Here is a 19,886-nt window from a genome sequence, read left to right as displayed (position 1 = left end):
ATAGATATATATAAATATTTTGCAGATAAAGAATTGATATTTAACACACATAAAAAATGAGAGAAAGCGAGGGGTGACCATTGCCTCTTCATATGCTTATAGGCCGTGCAGGTACTGGGAAAAGCAGTTCGATCATCAAGGAGATCACCGAAGAACTCCGTCAGAATCCTGGAGGGAAACCAATCATATTGATTGTTCCAGAACAAGCCTCCTTTCAGACGGAGACAACGCTGATTCGCTCTCAGGAAATTAAAGGTTCAGTCCGGGCTCAGGTACTCGACTTTCGCAGACTTAGTTACCGGGTTATGCAGGAAACGAGCGGTTCTGCGCTGATTCCTGTTGGTTCAGAAGGTAAAAAAATGCTTCTGTACAAAATTGTACAACGGCGCAAAGACGAGTTAAAAATTTTCTCCGCATCAGGCGGTCAGATGGGCTTTGTAGGTCATTTAAACAATCTGTTTGCCGAACTCAAACGGTACGGGGAACCGGAACGGGCGATCAAAGAAGAACTTGAAAATGCAGAGCAACTTCCGGGAGCAGGAACGATTTTACGTCATAAAATGCATGATATTGCTGCTATCTATCGTGACTTTGAAGCAGAAGTATCTCGTTTTCACATGGACGAAGAGGATACGTTAGTGAAACTTGCTGATCAGCTTCCTGAGTCGGATTATGTGAAAGAGGCAGATATTTGGATTGATGGGTTCCGTAGTTTTACTCCGCAGGAACTTGCGGTGATTCGGCAGCTTGTTATTCATGCTAGATCCGTAACCATTGGCTTAACCCTGGACCGTCCTTACGGGGAAGGGGAACAACCGCAGGAGTTAGACCTGTTCTATCAGACAGCTTCCGCTTATATCAAGCTGAATGGGATGGCATCAGAGCTTGGAGAATCCGTTCGTACGACGGTACTTGCACCGGAGAGATCTCCACGTTTTGCTTCTTCTGCACTGGCTCATCTGGAGTCTGGATTTGAGAAGCGAAGAGTGATGCCAGCAGACAAGGATGACGGCGGAATTGAGATTCGCAGTGCTGCGAGCAGCCGGATTGAAGTGGAAGGTATGCTAAGAGAGATAGGGCGACTTGTACGTGAAGAGAATGTCCGTTACCGGGATATCGCGGTCCTGGTTAGAAATATAGAGGCGTATGAAAATATCATATCTCCTCTCTTCCAAGATTACGATGTACCTTATTTTCTTGATAAGCGCAGAGATGAACTTCATCATCCACTAGCAGAGTTTCTGAGATCAGCAATGGACATCGTGCGGCATCGCTGGCGGTATGAAGATGTATTCCGCGCGGTCAAGACTGATTTGCTTCTTCCTTTGGATGGCTCAGTCAGCCGATATCATATGGACATACTTGAGAACTATGTGCTTGCGAGCGGGATTTCCGGATATCGATGGACTGATGGGAAACCGTGGAGAGCAGCCCCAAGTTTATCTTTGGAAGAAGAAGAAGGGGCAGAGGCTCAGCGTGAAGAGGCTAGCCGTGAAACGGTTCAGATGCTTGAGAGGTGCCGAGAGGTGATTACTTCTCCGTTATTTGCATTTGAGAAAAGAGTCAAAAAAGCAAAAACCGCAAAAGAGTTCTGCTCGGCTTTATTTTTGCTGCTGGACGACGCAGAAATTGCAAATAAGCTTGATGCACGAAGTCATGAGGCATTGCAGACAGGTAAACCGGAAAAAGCACGGGAACACCGCGGTATGTGGGGAGCAGTGCTTGAACTTTTGGATCAAGTAGTAGAAATGATGGGCGAAGAAAAAATGGATGCAGAACTTTTTGCAGGCATTTTGGAAACAGGCTTGTCCGAGCTGAAACTCGGTTTAGTTCCGCCTGCTTTGGATCAAGTTCTAGTTGGTTCAATGGACAGATCTCGCACAGGGAACGTTAGTCATATTTTTATTCTTGGAGCCATCGATGGTGTGCTTCCGCAAATACAAACGGAGGATGGAGTCCTTACGGAAACTGAACGGGCAGCCCTCACCGAGTATGGAATGCAGCTTGGCCCAGATTTGAACCGGAAAATGCAGGATGAACGTTTTCTAATTTACAGTGCTTTTACGCAGCCAAGCCATAAATTATGGATAAGTTATCCTCAAAGTGATGAGGACGGTAAGACGCTTCATCCTTCCGAAATGATTCGCTATTTGAAACGGATGTTTCCGGGGCTAAAAGAGAAAACGTTGCTAGACGAACCCGCGTCAAGTGATCCATGGGAAGCACATCAACAATATATAACACATCCAGATAAGACCATGGCTCATCTGATCAGCCAGCTTCGGGAATGGCGCAGAGGACAGGCGATCCCCGCTGCTTGGTGGGATGTATATAATTGGTACCTGAGTCAGCCGGATCCGCAGGTACGACTAGAACGAATGCTTGGATCTGTTTTTTATGAGAATCGGACAAGATCGCTAACCAAGGAAACCAGTAGAAAGTTATATGGTAACAAGCTGAAGACCAGCGTTTCTCGAATGGAGCGTTTTGCGATGTGTCCATTTTCTCACTTTGTTTCCCACGGATTGAAGCTGAAAGAGCGTCAGGTGTATCGCCTGAAAGCACCGGATATCGGACAGTTGTTCCATGCGGCACTGAGCAAGATGGCAAGCCGACTTAAAGAGCAAAATCGGAATTGGGGCGCACTGACCAAAGAGGAATGTGTGCAGGAGGCAGAAGCAACGGTTGATGTGCTTGCACCTCAGCTGCAAGGCGAGATTCTACTGAGTTCAGCTCGGTATGGATACATTTTTAGGAAGCTGAAAAATATTGTCAGCCGTGCTTCGATCATTTTAGGAGAACAGTCGAAACGCGGAAACTTTGAGCCGCTGGCACTTGAACTCGATTTTGGACCAGATAAACCGCTGCCGCCGCTTACATTTGAACTGGCAAATGGGGTTGTCATGGAAATCGTGGGGCGGATTGACCGTGTGGATGTAGCAGAAGGAGAATATGGAGATATTTTACTTCGAGTGATTGACTATAAATCCAGTCAGACGGATCTGAAACTTCATGAAGTATTCTACGGATTATCACTTCAGATGCTTACGTATCTTGATGTGCTGTTAACCTATGCCGAAGAGTGGATCGGAACGGAAGCTCATCCTGCAGGGGTACTTTATTTCCATGTGCATAACCCTCTTTTGACTTCAGCCAATGCAATGGCACAAGAGCAGGCAGAACAAGAGCTTTTGAAACGATTCAAAATGAAGGGCTTGCTGCTTGCCGACCGTGATGTGGTGGCGAAGATGGACAACACGCTAGATAAAGGATACTCCTCTATTTTACCTGTGGCTGTTAAGGCGGATGGAGGATTCTACAGCAGTGCTTCTGTAGCAACCGAAGAGCAGTGGGGCATTCTATTGGGCTCTGTTCGAAATACAATTCAAGAAATTGGATCAAGAATTATCGATGGCGAGGTTGGGATTGAACCTTTCCGAATGCAGCAGGAAACAGCATGTACATTTTGTCCATTCAAATCCGTGTGTCAGTTTGACGAGGGTCTGCCTGGGAACGAATATCATCTGATTCGAAAGCCTGCTAAACAGCAGGTATGGGATCTATTTCAGCATGAAGGGGGAGGAGAAGAATGAGAAGTATACCTAAACCGGAAGGAAGCTTTTGGAGTGATGATCAGTGGAAAGCGATCTCTTCTTCCGGAGAGGACATGCTGGTGGCTGCAGCTGCCGGCTCCGGTAAAACGGCAGTGCTTGTCGAACGTATTATTCGTAAGATATCAGATGAGGATGCGGGATTTAGTGTAGATCGTCTGCTCGTAGCTACGTTTACCAAGGCAGCAGCTTCCGAGATGCGTGAGCGGATCCGGGAGGCACTGGAAACGGCACTTGAAGAACAGCCAGAGAACGAACACTTGCGCCGTCAGCTGAGTCTTCTCGGCCGAGCTTCAATCACAACCCTTCATTCATTCTGTATGGAGATTATTCGCAGATATTATCAACAGATACCGCTGGACCCAGGGTTTCGTATTCTGAATGAATATGAAGCAGAACTTATGCGTCAAGAACTACTCATGGATCTGTTTGAACAAAAATACAGTGAAGAAGGCGAAGGAAGTACCTTCCGCAGGCTCGTGGATTGGTTTAGCGGTGAGCGTAGTGATGATGCGATGTACCGGCTTGTGCAGAAGTTGTACGATTTCTCCCGAAGTCATTCATGGCCTTCTTATTGGCTTGAAGAAATGGCAGCTTCTTTCCGTGTGAATTCAGTGGAGGAGCTGGGTCAGTCCGCTTGGGTGAAAAGCATTATGCGTGACGCCGAACTCGCTCTCGGCGGTGTGGTCCTTTTGCTTGAGCAGGCACTGAGTATCGCGCGGGAACCAGAAGGTCCGGCAGCTTACGCAGAGACGTTCAATAGTGATCTTGAGATGGTGAACGAACTCCTTTCTAGAGTGAAAAGTGGTGCTTGGGATGAACTATACGATGTCTTTCACCAATCTGAATTTGGCAAGCTGAAGGCGGTCCGAAAGGGACAGGCTGATCCAGGTCTCCAGGAGAGAGCCAAAGAGCGGAGAGAAGCCGCTAAAAAAACGGTTATGGAACTAAAAACGTCTCTATTTGGCCGTACGCCGGAACAGTTTTTTGATGAGATGAATAAAGCAGCACCTCTTATGGAGGAGCTGGCTTCTGTCGTAAATCAATTTGCTCGTGTATTTACGGAGGAGAAGAAAGCGAGAGGCGTGGTTGATTTCAGTGATTTAGAGCATTATGCGCTCCAAATCCTAAGAGGTGCTGACTCTACACCAGAACAGACAATTCCATCAGATGCAGCATTAGAGTATCAACAGCAATTTGATGAAGTGTTACTTGATGAATATCAAGATACAAATACGGTTCAGGAAGATATCGTTAGCTTGATTTCTCGTAAAGAACCCGGAAACCGGTTTATGGTGGGAGATGTAAAACAGAGTATTTATCGTTTCCGTCTAGCCGAGCCAGGACTTTTCTTGGATAAGTATCGCCGTTATGACACGGAAGGCGAAGGTGATGGTCTCCGGATCGATCTGGCACGAAATTTCCGCAGCCGGCTTGAGGTTGTAAGTGCCGTAAATATGCTGTTCAGACAGATCATGAATGTAGGCGTAGCTGAAATCGAATATGATGATGCAGCGGCTCTATCATTTGGCGCTTCTTTTCCTGATGTACCAGAGGACGGACGTTACACACCCGAACTTATCATGATTGATAGGGCGGGTTCGGAAGCACCGGAACAGACAGAGAATGCGGGGGAAGACGGAGCTGCGAGTGAGGTCATAGAACAACTAGAGATGGAGACGGCAGAGCTCGAGGCAAGGGTTATTGCTGCCCGTATTCATGAGATGGTTGGCAATACCGGTACTCCGCTTCCTGTATATGATAAGAATACGAAAGAGATGCGCCCTGCAAGATATGGCGATATTGTCATTCTGCTACGTTCAGCTCAGCTGTGGACACCACTTATTATGGAACAACTAAAGCGGGAAGGAATTCCCGTGATCGGTGACCAAAGCAAAGGTTTTTTCCAGGCAACTGAAATTGAGATCATGCTTTCATTACTTCAAGTCGTGGATAATCCTCAGCAGGATATACCACTTGCGTCTGTACTCCGTTCCCCAATTGTGGGTCTTGATGAAGAGGAACTCGCTGTCATTCGGCTTGCAGGTAAACGGCTTTCTTTTTATGACGCTATGCGCAGCACCATAGCTAATCTGGAGAAAGAAACAGGTCAGTTTAACAATAGCGGGCATATATCCAGTGAGAAAGCTGATGATATAGAGCAATTAGAGGCACAGATGGCTCTCGAACTCGGAATGAAGGAAGCCAGTGCAGCACTGGAAGTAGTAGAGACCCTAGGTGCTACAAGGAACGATGAAGAGAGTAAGTCCGATTCTCTAGAGTTCAAAACAAATCTGCTTCGCAAATTAGTTTCATTTTCTGATTTTCTGGAAGAGTGGAGACATGAGGCGAGAAGCGGTAGTTTGAGCGAATTAATCTGGCGTATCTACCGGGATACCGGTTACTTGGATTGGGTTAGCGGTCTGCCTGGCGGAGTCCAGCGCAGTCGTAATTTGAAAGCTCTCTATGATCGTGCAAAACAATATGAGAATTCCACAGCGAATCGTGGATTATTCCGTTTTCTTACTTTTATTTCAAGACTCAAAGATAATGGTGGAGACTTGGGCGCGGTGGGTGTAGCAGCAGATACAGAAGGTTCTGTCCGCATCATGACGATACACCGAAGTAAGGGACTAGAATTCCCTATCGTCTTTGTGGCAGGCATGTCCAAAATGTTCAACCAACAAGATTTGAATGCACCATTTATGATGCATAAAGCGCTTGGATTTGGTCCTAGGTTTGTGGATGAAGAGAATAGAGTCAGCTATCCTACGCTCGCAAGTCTGGCCATCCGTAGACGTGCTCATGCGGAGTTATTAGCTGAAGAAATGCGTGTGCTCTACGTTGCATTGACACGTCCTAAGGAAAAAATGATTCTTATTGGCACGGTAAAAGATGCTGTTCAAAAAGCGATGAACTGGTCTCAGATTAAAAATCATCAGGCGCTTTTGCTCCCAGAAACGCTGCTAGCTTCAGGACGCAGTTATATGGATTGGATCGGTCCGGCTGTGTTTAGACATCCAGATGCTTGGCATCTGCGTACGCTTGCGGGAATGGAAGATGAACAAATCGGCAGAGATTTAGGGCAGCCTGAGTCGTTCGTGCAAGATGATTCCAGATGGCGTATTTCCGTGTTGTCTGCAGAGTCCGTCTCTTCTTCTCTGGATAATTCGATGAACGAAGCTGTTGATGAAATAAATGAAGACCGGCAGCAGGTTACGCGTGCGCTTTTGAATCTATCACCTGTTGAGACGGTTATTTCAGAAGAATCCAAAAGTAATAAAACGAAGATAGATGAGGTGCTTAGCTGGACTTATCCATATACAGCTAGTGCACATACAGCAGCAAGTACATCCGTGACTGAAATGAAGACGCTCCTTGCGATGCAGGAGCATCCGCCGCTTGGTTTAGTAGAAGAAAAGGTTCTTCATGAGGAACAGGGAAAATTGGCCATAAACGAAGAATTTACTCTGCATTTGCGCAGACCGAAGTTTATGGAGGAATCCAGGTTAACGGGGGCGGAGCGCGGAACGATATATCATACATTAATGCAGCATGTACCTGCAGAACCAGGATTAACGGTCAGCACAGCTCAGGCAGTCATTGCTAGTTTGGTAGAACGTCATATCTTGCTTCCTTATCAGGCAGAAGCGATTGATCCAGTTCAGATTGTACGTTTTTTCGAAAGTGAACCGGGTCTTGCTTTGGTGGAAGCAGAGAAGACGGGCTGGGTAAGAAGAGAAATGCCGTTCAGCTACGGACTTCCTGCAGATGAGACTTTGCTTGATTTTCATTACCATGCCCCTACAGAAGAAGAGAATCGGATGGACTCTAGTATCCTTGGCGGAGAAACAGTACTCATTCAAGGGATTGTAGACTGTTTATTTGAAGTGGGCGGCAAACGGATTTTGCTAGATTACAAAACCGATAGAGTACTTGAGCATCGTGGTGGGATCGACACCCTTGCAAAAGGCTATGAGTTTCAGCTCGATCTTTATGCTAGAGCTTTACGAGACATTTTAGGTTATGAGATAGACGAGAAATGGCTTTATTTTTTTGATGCAGATACAGCAGTAAAGCTCTAGGAAAATGAGGGCAAAAAAGGAGTAATTAACAAATGCGAATATTGCACACGGGAGATTGGCATTTCGGAAAAACACTGGAAGGACGCAGTCGGTTAAAAGAACAGGAGCAGTTTGTGGACGAGCTGGTTCGACTTGCGAATGAGGAAAAAGCAGATGCGATTCTTATGGCAGGCGATGTATATGATTCAGTGAATCCTCCAGCTGCTGCTGAGCAGCTCTTCTATGACGCTGTTGCTAGGCTGACCTCTGAAGGCAGACCACTCGTCGTTATTGCAGGAAACCATGATCAGCCTGAACGGGTGGCTTCGGTATCCCCACTTGTAAATGGACGCGGAATTACACTGGTCGGACTACCCACTTCCGATATTATTACGATTCATGCCCAAAGAACCGGAGAAATTGCTAAAATTGCAGCCCTTCCTTATCCCTCCGAATCCAGGCTTAATGAATTGTTCACGGAGGATGGAGAAGAGCAGGGAATGCGGCTTGCCTATAGTGAACGAGTGGGGCAGTTGATGAGGCATTTAGGGAACAGTTTTCAGCCGGATACAGTAAACCTGTCTATGGGTCATATTTATGTACTTGGGGGACTGGAGAGTGACTCAGAAAGACCCATTCAAGTCGGCGGTGCTTATACAGTGGATCCTTCTGCCTTGTCTATTGGAGCGCAGTATACGGCGCTTGGACATCTTCACAGGCCCCAGCATGTGAAAGGAGAGGGGATGATTCGTTACAGCGGATCACCTTTATCCTATAGCTTTTCAGAATCAGGTCAGACGAAATCTGTAGTGATGGTAGATGTAGCGCCCGGACAGCCGGCTATTGCTAATGAAGTGTATTTAAGCAGCGGCAGACCTTTAGTACGGTGGAAAGCCCGCGGGGGTCTTGCTGAAGTATACCGCTGGCTTGAGGAAGAACGGGACAAGGATGCTTACATTGATCTGGAGATATCCCTAGAAGAAGCGATGGCGATTGCTGAGATTCAGAAACTTCGTAAAAGCAGGGAAGGAATTATTCATATTCGGCCGGTTTACCCAGAAACGATCACTTCCGAGATGAATGAAGTAAGGTCTGAACTTCCGGTGCATGAAGTTTTTCGAAGATTCTATCAACGGCAGACAGGCGGAGCGGTCCCGGACGACCAGCTCGTGAAACTGTTTTTGGAGCTAGTTAATGAAGATGACGGCCGTACAGGGGAAGGGAGTGACTCTGAATGAGACCGGTCAAACTTAAATTGTCTGGACTTCAAAGTTATCGAGAAGTACAGGAAATTGATTTCAGGACGCTGACCGAAACGGGTCTGTTTGGAATTTTCGGACCAACAGGCAGCGGGAAATCAACTATTCTTGATGCGATTACTCTAGCCATGTATGGCAAAGTGGAAAGAGCTGTGAATGGTACGCAGGGAATTATGAATCAGGCGGAGGATACATTGTTTGTATCTTTCACCTTTGAACTTCAGTCCGAACAAGGAGTACAGACTTATCGCGTTGAACGCCGCTTTAAGCGTACCGGAGATGTCTCTGTCAGTAACTCGGTAAGCCGTTTTATTGCAGTGACTGAAGAAGGAGAGCAAGTACTTGCTGATAAACTTGCCGAGGTAAATCGTGCGGTTGAGGATATGATTGGCCTGAAAATGGATGATTTCACAAGGGCAGTCGTTTTGCCGCAAGGGAAGTTTGCTGAATTTCTATCTCTAAAAGGGACTGAACGCAGACAGATGTTGCAGCGTCTATTTCACCTAGAGAAATACGGAGACCAGCTGGCAATGAAGCTCAGCCGCAAAGTAAAAGAGAATGATAGTACCTTGAAAGCTCTGGAAGCAGAGCAGCAGGGACTGGGTCTCGCAAGCAAAGAAGCTTTAAAAGAAGCCGAGCTTCAGCTTAAGCAAGCCGAGAAGGAAGCGAAGCAGATCCGTGTACTGCTTGAGCAGGTGACGGCTGCAGCTGAAGGAATGGCGAAGACGAGAGAACTGATTGTAGAGCGTACCAAGTTTAGCGGGCAGCTGGAACAAATGTTACAACAGCAGGATGAAGTCAGCCAATTAGAACAGCAGCTGGAGCGATCTGCTCTTGCAAGTTCTTTAATTCCCATGCTTGAGGAACAGAATAGAGCAACAGAAGAACTGACAAGAAGACGTTTAGCTGCTGAATCTGCCGAAGTACAGCTCGTACAGAGAGAGAAAATATCACGTGAGTGTGCACTGCTCGAACAAGAAAAGGAACAGATTCTAGCAGAAGAAGAACCTAAGCTGCTTGTGCGTCTTGAACAACTGGAACAAGCGCGGGAACTGGAGAAAGAGACGGATCGGCTTGTAAGTGAAGTGCAGAAGCTTGCTAAAGAGTGTGAAACTGAAGCAAAACAGTATCAGAGCACACATGAGCTTTTGCTCAAAGAACAAGATCTTCATGCTAGAGCGATTCATCGACGGAAGGATCTGCAGGAGCAGCTGTCTTTATGTGAAGTGAAGTCTGGGGAAAGACGTGTGCTGCTGGATGCTGTTCAGCGGAAACATCGGCTGGATACCGCACTGGACAAGCTGAAAGAAGTTCAGCTCACGGAACAGAAAACACATGCAGAGTCTGAGCAAGCAAACAAGCAGCTTCATACAGCTGAGAAGGAAGCTTCCGAACTGCTTGCTGCGCAGCAGCAGCTAGGAAAAAAACTGAAGACGGCAGAAGCAGAGCTTGTTCGGATTGATATCCATGCACAAGAGGCGGTCGCCTCCATGAACCAAGAAGAGGAACGCCTTCGTACTGTACTGAAGGAAGAAGAGCTGCAGCGATTATCTGCACGTCTTGCTGCAGAACTTAGCGACGGGAAGTCCTGTCCGGTATGCGGTTCGGTACATCACCCGAACCCGCAAGGGCATGCTCACTCGCCAAGTACAGCAAGTGAGGAAGATCTGGCACAGCTCACCAGGCTGCGCGCTGAGCTTGCTGAGCTGCGGCTCAGCTTCCGCCAGCAGCTGCATGAGCTGCGCGCTGATCTTGCGCAGCACGGCCAGAGCGCCGAGCCGCAGGCAGCGGCACTCTCGCAGGCGGAAGCCGCGCCTGCGAAGAGCATAGGCTTTGCCGCTGCGCCTGGCGAGCCTGCTGAGGACCGGGTGCGCGCTTACGCGGAAGCCACCCGGTCCCTTGAAGAGGCGGCAGCGTACCTCGCCGCCTCCATAGCCCCGCTGCGCGAGGAAGCTGCCCAGCTTACCGCGCGTGCAGCGGAAGTGCAGCAGCGCCAAATGCTGGCTGCCGCGAACTTTGACGCGTGCGCTAAACAGCACGCGGAAGCCAAGGCGCGCGTTCATGCGCACCAGGCTGAGGTTGCGGCGCTGCGCGCAAGCTGGGCCGAGGAGCTGCCCGGCATAACACCGGAGGAGGCGACAGTAAAATACGAGTCGCTCCAAGAGCGTGATACACTTGCTGAAGATTTGAAGGAAAGGCTCCAGCGGAGCGTTACTTTTCTTGAAGAAAAAGCAAGTGTGATCGCAGACATGCAGCAACAATTGTCGCTCATTGATAAACGCCGTACCCAGCTGGATACAGAACACGCTGGCAAACAAGAACTGCTGCAAGAGAAATGGAACCGACTTCGTGCCTGGGTAGGTGAAGAACGGGCAGAAGATCTGCTAAAAGCAGCAACTCAGACACTGAGTCAGATCCGGCAAGAGACCAAAGCAGCAAAACTGGCTATGAAAGATGCTGAAGAGAAAAAGCAGAACGCTTTACAGCAAGTCGGTTTAGCTAAACAATCGCTTGAATCTGCGAAAGATCAGCTTACTACGGTCACTTCACGTTATGAAACGGAGCGGTCGAAGTCTCCTTTTGATTCTGATGAGGACGTGCGAAATGCGTACATGGAACCGGAGGCTGTTGCCAAAGCAGAATATAGGGTAACAGAATATCGCAACAAACAAAAAGAAGTGGAACTGCGCCTAAAAGATTTGGATGAGAAGCTTCAGGGAGTAATCTTTACAGAGGAAGAATGGGAGAATACAAGTCAGCAACTGCGGACACTGAAAGCACAAGATGAAGAGGCGATGCGGATCAAAGCAAGAGCGGAGCGAGATTTGGAAGACATATCGCGCCGTCATGAACGCTGGATGGAACTTGATGAAAAACGCAGTGAACTCGCTTTGTATGCGGAACAGTTATCCAAACTGCAATCTGTATTCCGAGGAAATACGTTTGTTGAATATATTGCGGAAGAACAATTAATGCAGGTAAGCAGAACCGCCTCTTCTCGTCTTCGTTATTTAACGAAACAGCGTTATGCGCTGGAGGTGGATTCCGGCGGTGGTTTTGTTATTGTGGATGATGCAAACGGCGGTGTAAAAAGACCGGTATCTACCTTATCCGGCGGCGAGACGTTCCTGACTTCCTTGTCACTTGCACTTGCATTGTCAGCACAAATTCAGCTGCGTGGTCAATATCCGCTTCAGTTCTTTTTCCTTGATGAAGGGTTCGGAACCCTTGATCCGGAACTGCTTGATACGGTGATCACTTCACTCGAAAAACTGCATAATGATCAGCTTGCAGTCGGTGTAATTAGTCACGTACCTGAGCTTAGAGCACGACTTGCCAGAAAACTGGTGGTCGTACCGGCTGAAGATGCAGGCGGTGGTTCAAAAGTGATGATGGAACAATTATAAATTAGTTTATCCTTATTTTTTCGATCACACACTTCCACTTAGACATTCCTTCAAAGGCGAGAAGAAAAAATCTTCTTAACTCTGTGGCATTTACTCTTGAAGTGAATAACATAGGGTATCAGCCCAGAAGCCGAGGAGGAACAAGGAAATGGAAAAAGCAGAAGTTAAAAAAATGTGTCATGATCATATGCATCGCTATGTATGTGTATGGATGGAGGATGGTTCTATGCATGATGGAATCATTGAGAATATGGACGAAGAATATCTAAGTCTCGCCATACCTGTAGGAAGTGAATATATGAATGAGATGTCTGTTCCAATGCAAACTTCAATGTATACCCATCAAGGTGTATCTTGTGGCTGTCCTCCTCCACCATGCGGAGACACACGCGCTTTTCTGCCGATCGGGGGATTTGGTGGATATGGAGGATACGGTGGATATGGAGGTTATCCTAATTATGGCGGCGGATATTATCCAGGCAGACGAAGATTCAGACGTTTATTACTTCCGCTAGTTGGTATAACAGCATTGAGTCTATTGCCTTTAATATAAATAGATTGGTAGAAACGCTCTTTTTCTTTATGAAAAGGGGCGTTTTTATATTCCTCTTCAACTGGCGAATGGCTTTATAATCCGTTATGATAAAATTATTGTACATACTTTGGTTAATGAAAAGGAGGAATGAAAATGGATTGTTTATTTTGCAAAATTGTAGAGGGTGCCATTCCTTCTAATAAGGTGCTCGAAAATGAACATGTAATTGTATTCCACGATATACAGCCTGCTGCTCCGGTGCATGTTCTGGTTATTCCCAAGAAGCATATTGCTTCCATGAATGAAGTTGCGGGAGAAGATTTTGGTCTCATTGCAGAGATTCACAAGGCTGCACAGGAAGCGGCTAACAAACTGGGAATTGCAGAATCAGGATACCGTTTAATTAATAATTGTGGGAAAGATGGAGAGCAAACCGTACATCATCTTCACTATCATGTGCTGGGTGGTGCACGTCTTGGTGCACTTACTGGAATTTCCAATTCACACAGTTAAATTTCTCAGATCAAGCGCATAAAATCCTTGTTTTTAAACGATATTGGTATATAGGTTGACACGTTAACGAATTTTCACCTATAATTAAGTTTGATGAACCGTGTTATATGCTCTTGGACGGTCTGGTCGGAGGGAGGGAAAACTGGTGTCTGAAACTAAAGTTCGCAAAAACGAGACTATTGATGCTGCACTTCGTCGCTTTAAACGCTCCATCGCTAAAGATGGTGTTTTAGCTGAGGTGAAGAAACGTAAGCATTATGAAAAGCCAAGCGTAAAACGTAAGAAAAAGTCCGAGGCTGCTCGTAAGAGAAAGTTTTAGGAGGATTATAACAACATGAATCTTAGCGAACGATTGAACGAAGATATGAAGCAAGCGATGAAGAGTAAGGACAAGTTCAAACTCTCCACCATTCGTTTGGTTCGTTCGACGATTAAGAATCTTGAAATAGATTTGAAAAGACCTTTGGATGACAACGAAGTGCTTGATATCCTCAGTCGTGAAATCAAACAGCGCAAAGATGCCCTCCAAGAATTTGATAAAGCGGGTCGCACAGAACTTGCGGAGAATGCCAAAGCGGAAATTGATATAATCAGTCAGTACCTTCCCGCACAGCTTAGCGAAGAAGAAATTAAAGTCATTGTACAGCAGACCATCCAGGAAACCGGTGCTTCTTCGAAAGCCGAGATGGGGAAAGTCATGTCAGCCCTGATGCCGAAAGTAAAAGGCAAAGCGGATGGCAAGCTGGTGAGCCAAGCAGTTCAACAATTTCTGCAATAACATAACCGTAAACACTCCCTGACTCAGGGAGTGTTTTTCTTTTTTGAAACGTAAATTGTTTACATACGTAATATACATTATGTGGTGGGTATTATAGGATGATATAGAAGGGAGGTATAACAATTAATGAATAAAATCAAAAATTGGAAATTTCCGGTTGTTATTTTAATCGCTTTCTTTGTTACTCTCGTCTCTGCTTTTGTTCAACCACAGGGGATTCAGGCTGCTGCGAAAGATGGTGCGGTATATGTCATTCCTGTAGATCAACCAATTGAGCGCGGGCTTCAAAAATTCATGGAACGCGGGTTCAAGGAAGCGGAAGAAATGCAAGCAGGCCTGATTGTTCTCCAGATCAATACGCCTGGCGGGCTTGTCGCAACGACAAAAGAAATTGGAGATATGATTCAGGCAAGCAAAATTCCCACAGTGGCTTATATCAACGGAGATGCGGCTTCAGCAGGTAGTTATATTGCTTTGGTCTCTGACTATATTGCGATGTCCCCAGCGAGTACGATTGGTGCGGCAGCTCTGGTAGATGGGAGAAATAACTATATTGATGATCCCAAGCTAGTAGCTACATGGAAGTCGAACATGCAGGCGGCAGCTGAAAAGAATGATCGCAAAAAAGAGATCGCAGGCGGGATGACGGATCTTAATATGGTTGTTGAAATGCCTGAAATCAATAAAACGAAAGAAAAAGGCCAGGTTATCTCTCTGACAGCGAAGGAAGCGCTTGAAGTTGGTTATGCTGACAAAATTGTCACATCGCCTGCTGAAGTAGCTACATGGCTGAATTATTCACCGGATAATATCTATACGATGGAACAGACGACATTTGAGAAGGTCTCGAGTTTCCTTACTCATCCTGTTGTATCAACGATTCTGTTATTCATTGGGATAGCTGGAATATTGATCGAGTTATTTGTTCCTGGATTTGGAGTACCGGGTATTGTTGGTTTCTTGAGCTTTGTCCTTTATTTTGGCGGAAGTTATGTGGCCGGTATCGGCGGATCGGAAACATGGTTCCTGTTTATCATCGGGATTGCACTTCTTATCTCCGAACTATTTGTTCCGAGCTTTGGTATTCTGGGAGTGCTCGGTTCAGCGAGTCTGATTACAGGGGTCGTAAGAGCCGCCTACGATACAAGTACAGCTCTTGTCTCCTTAGGAATTGCAACGGCTGCTGCGATTGCTCTCGTGATCATTGTCGCTATCGTGTTCAAGGAGAGAGGGATATGGAATCGTTTTATACTAAGTGATAACATGACTGCGGACAGAGGATATTCTTCGGTTAGAACAAGAGAAGATTTGATTGGAATGGAAGGCGTCAGTGCGACTCCGCTTCGTCCATCGGGTACGGCTGTCATTGGGGCAGAGCGTGTAGATGTGGTTACAGAAGGGGATTATATTCTCGCAAACGAACCTGTTTATGTGTACAAGGTAGAAGGTTCGCGTGTTGTGGTGAAGAAACAAAGTGAAAGAGAATTTAATGGCGTAAAATAACGGTTAAATAAACATGGTATGACCTAGTTTTAAAAAAACGATTTGTTGGAGGAATTTATTACATGGTATTTGAATCAGGTTGGGTAGCTATTCTGTTAATTGCCGTTGTTGCGGTCATCATATTAAGTGTGTTCTTTAGCTTTTTCCCTGTCATGCTCTGGATTTCAGCGCTTGCGTCCGGTGTCAAATTAAGCATTATTACCCTTGTAGCTATGAGGCTGCGCCGAGTTGTGCCTAGTCGGATTGTAAATCCACTCATTAAAGCTACAAAAGCTGGACTTGGTCTTAACATTAACCAACTGGAAAGTCACTATCTCGCAGGAGGTAACGTAGACCGAGTGGTCAACTCCTTGATTGCTGCACAGCGTGCGAACATTCCGCTCGAATTTGAACGTGCTGCAGCGATTGACCTTGCAGGTCGTGATGTGCTTCAGGCTGTACAAATGAGTGTTAATCCGCGAGTGATTGAGACTCCAGTCGTTTCTGCGGTAGCAAAAGACGGTATTGAAGTAAAAGTTAAAGCTCGCGTAACGGTTCGTGCTAATATTGATCGCCTAGTCGGTGGTGCGGGTGAAGAAACGATTATTGCCCGTGTAGGGGAAGGGATTGTAAGTACGAATGGTGCTTCTAACTCCCATAAAGATGTTCTAGAGCATCCGGACCGTATTTCTCGTACCGTCCTTGAGAAAGGTCTAGATGCAGGTACTGCTTTTGAGATTCTTTCTATCGATATTGCCGATGTTAGTGTTGGTAAAAATATCGGGGCTGATTTGCAGACAGAACAGGCCGAAGCAGACAAACGAATTGCTCAGGCAAAAGCAGAAGAAAGACGTGCAATGGCTGTTGCTCAAGAGCAAGAGATGAAGGCGCGTGTTATTGAGATGAGAGCTCGCGTAGTAGAAGCAGAATCCGATGTGCCGCTCGCGATGGCGGAAGCTTTCCGAAACGGACAACTTGGAATCATGGATTATATGAATTATCGCAATATCGAGGCAGATACAGAGATGCGCGGTGCCATTGCGAAGCCGGAAGAAAGCAAGAAAAACCAGGATGATCATAACCAAAACAGATAAGGTGGTGAAATAAATGAACCTTCTGGACTGGTTATTAAGCAACATCTACTTCGTAGCTGTTATTGGTTTTGCGCTCATTTCGTTTTTGAATAAAGCGAATAAATCGAGAGGGACAGACGAATCGAGAAGACCGCCTTCTAGAGAGTCTACACTCCCGGTAGAGCCGATGGATTCGCGTGAAGGGGAGTATCGCAATCCTTATGATACTCCTGCTACCGTTTCTGAGTCTCCATACTCCACTGTTGAAGATTATGCTGCAGATGAAGAATTATCTCAGCATGATGTGATGGAGCAACAACGCAGAACATTCGAAATCGAGAGATTGCGATTAGAAAGAATAAAAGATGAGTCTGAAAAAGCGGCAAGAGTCGCAAGGCGTGCTGCAACTTCCCGAGCAGAATCTTCTCAAAAGCCGGATGAACAGGAAAAGTTATTTGCTAACCCATCCGATATTCGTAAAGGGATTATTTGGGCAGAAGTATTAGGACCGCCGCGGGCAAAACGCCCTTATCATTCTCGCAATAAGTATTAATATTTGATTAACTAATGAGCCGTCATTTCTCTTAATAGAGAATGGCGGCTTTTTGTAATGGAATCCTCATAAAGCAGCGTTTTCCTGCATATGGTTTAGAGTACAGGAAGGGGGAAGACCAGCTCAATGACCCGGATCAGTCGCAATTTGCGCAAATGGACCAGCGAAGTACTCGATTTGCCACAGGATGTTCTTTTTGACATGCCGAGGCTAACCCTGATCGGAAGTAAGCAATTATACATAGAGAACCATCGCGGTGTTGTACATTTTTCCGAAGATAAACTTGTGCTCGACCTGTCTGTAGGACGACTCGAGGTAAGCGGTGCAGAGCTTGTCATTCGGAATATTATGCCTGAAGAAGTAGCGGTAGAAGGCCATATTAAAAATATTCAGTATATGGGAACGGAGGATGTCAAGTGAAAACACCGAGCTTGGCCAATATTAGGGGAACAGTTCATATTGTACTTCTCGGGGGCGACATCGAAGCCATGATTAATGAAATGGCGAAGCATGGACTAAATGTATGGGAGATTAAAGCAATAGGTAATCGCAGTGCCAGTATGAATATTCTGGTGAACGATTTCTTTGAGCTTCGCCCGCTTTTAAAACGGACAGGCTGCCGGGTAAGGGTAAAGCAGCGTATTGGGCTCCCCTTTTTTACGGCGAGACTACTAAAACGAAAACTGTTTGTAACAGGTGCCATTTTATTCTTTGTTTTATTGTATGCCATGTCTGCATTGGTATGGGACGTCGAAGTGGAAGGGAATATAAAAATACCGGAAGAAGAAATTCTGGAAGTAGCTCGTAAAGAGGGGCTATATCCATTTCAACTCTCATTTCGGCTTCCAGAACAGGACGAGCTGGCTAAGGATATGGTAAAACAGCTCCCTGCAGCTTCATGGATCGGTGTGCTCCGGGAAGGAACCAAAGTTACGATCCAGGTCGTTGAAGCAGATGAACCAGAGAAGAAACCGCTATTGAGTCCAAGACATCTGATCAGCAAGACGGATGCGGTGATAACTGAAATTTATGCGGAACAAGGCAGACCCGTAGTTCAAAAGGATATGAGGGTCAAGAAGGGTTCAGTACTTATATCAGGTATTCTTGGGGACGAAGAGAACACACAGAATGTCGTAGCCAAAGGGGAAGTAAAAGGGCTTGTTTGGCATGAATATAATATTGAAGTGCCTTTATTGCAAAAGCAGATCACTTATACAGGGGAGTCTAAAGAACGTCGTTTCCTTGTGCTGGGAAATCGAGCGGTCCAGTTCTGGGGTTATGGAGATACTCCTTACAGTAAATTTGAGACTATTACCGAAGTGGACCCGCTGAAATGGCGCTCTTTTAAACTTCCAGTGGGCTGGATGACTGAAATTGACCGTGAAACGTTGTATAAAGAGCAGTCTCTTGGTGAAGAGTTTGTAAAACAACAAGGATTGGAAGCGGCAAGAAATGATATTTTAGCGAAAAACGGTAAAGGTACGAAGATGATCAGCGAAAAAATTTTGCATGAGAAGAAAGAGAATGGTAAAGTTTATATGAAAGTGCTTTTCGAAGTAGAAGAAAGTATCGCGGTGGAATTACCGCTCGTTTATAACCAAGTTGAAGATCAAGGAGAATGAGGTTATTTGACAGAACATAATCGCAGCATACGCATCTCTCTTCAGAACGCAGGTGAAGGACAATCTCTATTTGGACCACAGGACACTTTTCTTAAATTAATGGAGTCCGAGATTCCAGTGACGATTGACTCACGTGAAGCCGAAATCACCATTCGGGGCGATGGAAATGAAGTTGAGAAAATGGAACAGCTATTTGAAGTATTATTGCAACTAATTCGTAATGGATACATTCTTTCCGAAAGAGATATCCAGTACGCAACCGAACTTGCCAAAGATTTCAGAGCCGATCAGCTGCTTGACTTATTTAAAGGTGAAATTACGACTACTTTTCGTGGTAAACCAATTCGTGTGAAGACGATTGGACAGAAACATTATGTTACGACCATCAAGAAACGGGATATCGTATTTGGAATTGGACCTGCAGGAACAGGTAAGACCTATCTTGCTGTTGTTCTCGCTGTAGCCGCGTTAAAAGAAGGCTCTGTAAAGAGAATTGTATTAACCCGGCCTGCTGTTGAAGCAGGGGAGAACCTCGGTTTCTTGCCAGGAGATCTTCAGGAGAAGGTCGATCCGTATCTGCGTCCACTATATGATGCGCTATATGATGTAATGGGTCCCGATCAGACAGCTAAAGCGCTTGAACGCGGCCTGATAGAAATTGCACCACTGGCGTATATGCGTGGCCGTACACTGGATGATTCTTTTATTATTTTGGATGAAGCGCAGAATACTACACCGGAACAAATGAAAATGTTTTTGACCCGTCTGGGTTTTGGTTCCAAAATGGTAATCACCGGAGATGTAACACAAATCGACTTGCCTAGAGGTAAGAAATCAGGACTGATAGAAGCCAAATCGATTCTTTCGAGTGTTGAAGAGATTGGATTTGTTTACTTTGCTGAAACTGACGTGGTAAGGCACACCCTTGTGCAGAAAATCATCACCGCTTACGACCGAGCCGCAGAAAATCAAGAATAGAAAGGGATTGT

At 45.9% G+C, this 19,886-nt stretch carries 14 protein-coding genes; all 14 read left to right on the top strand.

Annotated features, from left to right (window positions below; translation table 11 throughout):
- Nucleotides 1–80 precede the first annotated feature (80 nt).
- The 14 genes from addB (at nt 81) to ACWPWY_RS13350 (ending at nt 19,875) form a co-directional block, all read left to right on the top strand.
- Nucleotides 81–3,593, top strand: coding sequence for a helicase-exonuclease AddAB subunit AddB (gene addB / locus ACWPWY_RS13415; RefSeq protein WP_454192137.1), 3,513 nt, complete (start codon nt 81–83; stop codon nt 3,591–3,593).
- Nucleotides 3,590–7,696 (top strand): helicase-exonuclease AddAB subunit AddA, encoded by a 4,107-nt coding sequence (addA, locus tag ACWPWY_RS13410; protein WP_454192136.1) that lies wholly within the window; start codon nt 3,590–3,592, stop codon nt 7,694–7,696. Before addB ends, addA begins: the two co-directional genes overlap by 4 nt.
- Before the next feature lie 32 nt (nt 7,697–7,728).
- Nucleotides 7,729–8,913, top strand: coding sequence for an exonuclease SbcCD subunit D (locus ACWPWY_RS13405; protein WP_454192135.1), 1,185 nt, complete (start codon nt 7,729–7,731; stop codon nt 8,911–8,913).
- Nucleotides 8,910–12,341 carry an AAA family ATPase gene (locus tag ACWPWY_RS13400; protein ID WP_454192134.1) on the top strand — a complete coding sequence of 1,144 codons (3,432 nt, stop codon included), beginning with the start codon at nt 8,910–8,912 and terminating at the stop codon, nt 12,339–12,341. Before ACWPWY_RS13405 ends, ACWPWY_RS13400 begins: the two co-directional genes overlap by 4 nt.
- A gap of 148 nt (nt 12,342–12,489) precedes the next feature.
- Nucleotides 12,490–12,894 (top strand): hypothetical protein, encoded by a 405-nt coding sequence (locus tag ACWPWY_RS13395; RefSeq protein WP_454192133.1) that lies wholly within the window; start codon nt 12,490–12,492, stop codon nt 12,892–12,894.
- 135 nt (nt 12,895–13,029) lie between these two features.
- Entirely contained in the window at nt 13,030–13,389 is a 360-nt protein-coding gene (locus ACWPWY_RS13390; protein WP_454192132.1) for a histidine triad nucleotide-binding protein, read from the top strand.
- A gap of 145 nt (nt 13,390–13,534) precedes the next feature.
- Nucleotides 13,535–13,708, top strand: coding sequence for a 30S ribosomal protein S21 (gene rpsU / locus ACWPWY_RS13385; protein ID WP_005547957.1), 174 nt, complete (start codon nt 13,535–13,537; stop codon nt 13,706–13,708).
- Between the two features lie 15 nt (nt 13,709–13,723).
- Nucleotides 13,724–14,167: a GatB/YqeY domain-containing protein gene (locus ACWPWY_RS13380; RefSeq protein ID WP_160034110.1), complete on the top strand. Its 444-nt coding sequence runs from the start codon at nt 13,724–13,726 to the stop codon at nt 14,165–14,167.
- A gap of 126 nt (nt 14,168–14,293) precedes the next feature.
- A complete protein-coding gene (locus tag ACWPWY_RS13375; RefSeq protein WP_454192131.1) occupies nt 14,294–15,670 on the top strand; it encodes an NfeD family protein in 1,377 nt (458 codons plus the stop codon).
- Between the two features lie 62 nt (nt 15,671–15,732).
- Nucleotides 15,733–16,743 carry a flotillin-like protein FloA gene (floA, locus tag ACWPWY_RS13370; RefSeq protein ID WP_160034114.1) on the top strand — a complete coding sequence of 337 codons (1,011 nt, stop codon included), beginning with the start codon at nt 15,733–15,735 and terminating at the stop codon, nt 16,741–16,743.
- Nucleotides 16,744–16,756: 13 nt separating this feature from the next.
- Nucleotides 16,757–17,275, top strand: coding sequence for a hypothetical protein (locus ACWPWY_RS13365; protein WP_454192130.1), 519 nt, complete (start codon nt 16,757–16,759; stop codon nt 17,273–17,275).
- Between the two features lie 126 nt (nt 17,276–17,401).
- Nucleotides 17,402–17,695, top strand: coding sequence for a sporulation protein YqfC (gene yqfC / locus ACWPWY_RS13360; protein WP_454192129.1), 294 nt, complete (start codon nt 17,402–17,404; stop codon nt 17,693–17,695).
- Nucleotides 17,692–18,897 carry a sporulation protein YqfD gene (yqfD, locus tag ACWPWY_RS13355; RefSeq protein ID WP_454192128.1) on the top strand — a complete coding sequence of 402 codons (1,206 nt, stop codon included), beginning with the start codon at nt 17,692–17,694 and terminating at the stop codon, nt 18,895–18,897. Before yqfC ends, yqfD begins: the two co-directional genes overlap by 4 nt.
- 6 nt (nt 18,898–18,903) lie before the next feature.
- Entirely contained in the window at nt 18,904–19,875 is a 972-nt protein-coding gene (locus ACWPWY_RS13350) for a PhoH family protein (RefSeq protein WP_191798844.1), read from the top strand.
- Nucleotides 19,876–19,886 lie beyond the last annotated feature (11 nt).

The sequence above is a fragment of the Paenibacillus sp. Marseille-Q7038 genome (genome assembly GCF_965111595.1).
The sequence above is the reverse complement of the archived record's forward strand: the minus strand, read 5'-3'. Positions and strand labels throughout refer to the sequence as shown.

Coding starts and splice junctions, on each gene's coding strand:
- yqfC (WP_454192129.1), top strand. CDS start 17,402: ATGACCCGGATCAGTCGCAATTTGCGCAAATGGACCAGCGAAGTACTC.
- ACWPWY_RS13380 (WP_160034110.1), top strand. CDS start 13,724: ATGAATCTTAGCGAACGATTGAACGAAGATATGAAGCAAGCGATGAAG.
- ACWPWY_RS13375 (WP_454192131.1), top strand. CDS start 14,294: ATGAATAAAATCAAAAATTGGAAATTTCCGGTTGTTATTTTAATCGCT.
- addA (WP_454192136.1), top strand. CDS start 3,590: ATGAGAAGTATACCTAAACCGGAAGGAAGCTTTTGGAGTGATGATCAG.
- ACWPWY_RS13395 (WP_454192133.1), top strand. CDS start 12,490: ATGGAAAAAGCAGAAGTTAAAAAAATGTGTCATGATCATATGCATCGC.
- floA (WP_160034114.1), top strand. CDS start 15,733: ATGGTATTTGAATCAGGTTGGGTAGCTATTCTGTTAATTGCCGTTGTT.
- ACWPWY_RS13365 (WP_454192130.1), top strand. CDS start 16,757: ATGAACCTTCTGGACTGGTTATTAAGCAACATCTACTTCGTAGCTGTT.
- ACWPWY_RS13400 (WP_454192134.1), top strand. CDS start 8,910: ATGAGACCGGTCAAACTTAAATTGTCTGGACTTCAAAGTTATCGAGAA.
- ACWPWY_RS13390 (WP_454192132.1), top strand. CDS start 13,030: ATGGATTGTTTATTTTGCAAAATTGTAGAGGGTGCCATTCCTTCTAAT.
- ACWPWY_RS13405 (WP_454192135.1), top strand. CDS start 7,729: ATGCGAATATTGCACACGGGAGATTGGCATTTCGGAAAAACACTGGAA.